The organism is Cyanobacterium sp. T60_A2020_053 (assembly GCA_015272165.1).
GTDB lineage: Bacteria > Cyanobacteriota > Cyanobacteriia > Cyanobacteriales > Cyanobacteriaceae > Cyanobacterium.
The window spans coordinates 1-3,255 of record JACYMF010000019.1 but is presented as its reverse complement, the minus strand read 5'-3'; the positions used below and the strand labels follow the sequence as shown (position 1 = coordinate 3,255).

The following is a 3,255-nucleotide window of genomic DNA, read 5'->3' as shown; positions in this document are numbered from 1 at the left end:
CTCTGCTTCCCCTTCTCCCTCTGCTTCCCCTTCTCCCTCTGCTTCCCCTTCTCCCCCATAACTTCCATCACTTACTTGCCATGGGATGGACAAGGTAAGGGTTTAATGGTACGATCTAGCCATCCTTGAGCTTGGGTGACGTGCGCTAAGGCTTCCTGTGGTTGATCTTTTAATAAATATACTAAACTAGAAGCGATTTGTTGTCCCGCTTGGGCGCGAGAATTATTTTTCAATTTATGCCAATCATAAGAACTAATACTCATTTTCTCTGCTAAAATTTGAGCTAGTTCTAAAGTGCTTAATTCTTCCATAGTTTTACTTTTTAATGATTCAGTCATTTTTAGATAATTCCTGTTAATTATTGTTACCGTTTTGTCATGCTTTAGACGTTAACCAAGGGCTGATATTCCTTGCTAAAATTTTGCTATACTTTTATTTTATCACTAATCTTAATCCTTATGTCTTCTTCTGATCCTTCTTCCACAAATGATTTTGACGTTAATTCTGCCCTAGAAGATTTAGAAAATAATTTACATCGTCTTAAAGACAGATACAAACAAATACAAGAAGATCAACAAAGAAAACAAGAATTAATCACAGAAAAAGATACTTTAATACAACAACTAAAAGAAAATAATCAAAATTCTTTAAAAAGTGAAATTGAGTTAATAAAAAAAGAATTAGATGAAATAGAATTACGATTGGAAAGTGAGTTATTTAAGTGGAGTAGTTTAAGTGAACCTTTTTGGCAAATTGTTAGGTTTGGGGGCGCTGGAATTGTCATCGGTTGGGTTTTAAAATCTTTGATTAATTAAGTGTTGCTGTTAGTTCATTATGCCATAGTAATATTTATTTTTTACCTCGCCAAGGCACAGAGGTATTTTTATAAAATTATAAGTGTGTTTTAAAGACATTAAAATGGTTATAAGTAACTCCTAAATTATTTTTTTGTTTCTATAATTATTATTTTACTCAATTAAAGATCGTAATATAATTGAGTGATATTTGTAGTAATAGAAATAAAAAAAGTAGCGAGATTGAAATAGTTATGCTAACTTTAAGGTAATAAGAAAAGTAGAAGAAAATACATTAATCAATTGAGCCGTGAAAAGTGTTCATTATCGAGAGTTAATTTTAGTGGGAGAAGGGCAATTCGGAAAGGTATATAGCGCCCGTCACCGTCAAACGGGAGAATTAGTAGCGTTAAAACAGTTTAATAATCAGAAGTTTTCTACAAAGAAATTTCTTAAAGAACTTAGAATTTTATTAAGTTTAAATCATCCTAATATTATTCGCTGTTTAGGTGTTGAACATGATAAGAAATATCGCTATTTAGTCACAGAATATTGTGAGGGAAAAACTTTAAGAGATTTAATAGAGGAACAATTTAAGTTAAATATTGAACAAAAGTTAAAAATAGTTGCTGATATTTTGTCAGGATTACAAGCAATTCATGAAGGGGGAATTATTCACAGAGATTTAAAGCCAGAAAACATTTTATTGACTCTTTCACCATCGGGATGGGGTGTAAAAATATCTGATTTTGGCGTAGCAAAAATCGAAAAAGAAGACAAGGAAATTAGTAATTACAGTTTAGGTGATACAGGCTCACCTGCCTACATGGCGCCCGAACAATTTTACGGCAAATATTCTTATCAATCAGATATTTATGCCATAGGAATTATTTTATATGAAATGTTAATGGGGGATAGACCTTTTCACGGCACACCTCAAGAAATCATGTTTAAACATATTAATAAAACTCCTTTTATTCCCCATGATTTACCTTCTACTCTCGGTAAAATTGTACTTCAAGCCTTAGAAAAATTACCTCGTCATCGTTTTCGCACGGCTAAGGAAATGAGGTTAAAATTGCTTGAATCTTTATTATGTCTTGAAGTAGAATTAAGGGAAAATAATTTTTTCTTTAGTGATTATCTTGAGCAAAAGTCTGCTTCTTTTTCCATTGCTAAGTTTATTGATATACTTCATTCTGTTATTTTTAATATCTACAATAATAGTTATTTTTATTGTGCTAATAATAATTATTTATTTATCTATCAGTTAACAGAAGATTTAACCAATAATTTAATCTTTAATTATATATTTGATGGTAAAATTATCGATTTAAAAGTTTATAATAATGGTTGTTTTATTATTACTGAATTTGATAATTATAATGAATTATATCAGTATGATTTAACAGAAAAAACAATAACCCAAATTAGTTCATTTCAGGCTAAAGAAAAACGATTAATGGTAAGCGGTGATGGGCGCTGGTATGCTTTAACTAAAAAAGATGGTGAGCGAGAAGATTTTGAAATTTTTAAATATAAGCAAGGTTATAAATCTATTTTAAATATTGAACATTTTTTCCCTTTAGAAATTATTGCCCTTGATAATTGTCATGGATTACTAATTTTTAAACAGAATGAAATTAATAAAAACTATACTTTTGCCCGTTGTTTTACTAAAAAAGGCAATTGGTGTCATGATTTTTGCTTTGGATTTCCCTTAGAAAATATCGTCAGTCATCCTTTACATAGAGGTTATTTAATGGGAAGGGAAAGTTTTAGTAATTGTATTATTCTGATACTTTTATTACCTTTAAAAATTAAGCGTCTTCCTCTTAATTTTGAAGCAGATTTCATTTTAACTTATTCTCAAGGCTTTATTTGTGCTAGTCATCAAGGAGAGATAATTCTGATTAATTTACATGGTAATTTATGTAAAAAAATTTCTTTGGGTTTTGATATTAGCAATATACATTTGATAAAAGAAAATTTGTTATTAGTTATTTTTAATTATCCTAGTAAAGCAAGGTTAGTTTTTATAATTATTGATTAATTAGCAGATATTTTTACTATAGCAATTATTATGACGGTGAAGTATTAGACAATACCTCTAAATCCTCCTCAAATAGGGGGACTTGAGAATAAGAAATACACCTCATAATTGTGAAAAATGCTACATATATAGCAGTCAGAAATCAGTGATGAGAAATACTATCTGCCCTCACCCCAACCCCTCTCCCAAAGCAGGGCGTTTTCATTCTCAAAAATGTTAGTTTCTCAAACTAGCCAATAATCTGAAATTCAGAGGTTTTTAACTACTAATAAATCAATTAATAGTAAAAAATCCTCCTGTCTCCCTGAATCTCCCCCCTTTTTAAGGGGGGTTGGGGGGGATCATCCTTATATTGTCTTCTTGTCAAAAACAAATCAATTTTGATCCTGACTTTGAAAACACCCTGCT

Annotated in this window: 3 protein-coding genes; 2 read left to right on the top strand and 1 reads right to left on the bottom strand. The window is 30.3% G+C overall.

Annotated features, from left to right (window positions below):
• Nucleotides 1-71: 71 nt before the first annotated feature.
• Nucleotides 72-338: a hypothetical protein gene (locus tag IGQ45_03140; GenBank protein ID MBF2056222.1), complete on the bottom strand. Its 267-nt coding sequence runs from the start codon at nucleotides 336-338 to the stop codon at nucleotides 72-74.
• A gap of 120 nt (nucleotides 339-458) precedes the next feature.
• Between IGQ45_03140 and IGQ45_03135 the strand changes: the two genes are divergently transcribed.
• Both IGQ45_03135 and IGQ45_03130 read left to right on the top strand, forming a co-directional pair.
• Nucleotides 459-815, top strand: a complete 357-nt coding sequence (locus IGQ45_03135; protein MBF2056221.1) for a hypothetical protein — start codon at nucleotides 459-461, stop codon at nucleotides 813-815.
• A 289-nt stretch (nucleotides 816-1,104) separates the two neighbouring features.
• Nucleotides 1,105-2,847: a protein kinase gene (locus tag IGQ45_03130; GenBank protein MBF2056220.1), complete on the top strand. Its 1,743-nt coding sequence runs from the start codon at nucleotides 1,105-1,107 to the stop codon at nucleotides 2,845-2,847.
• Nucleotides 2,848-3,255: the final 408 nt, after the last annotated feature.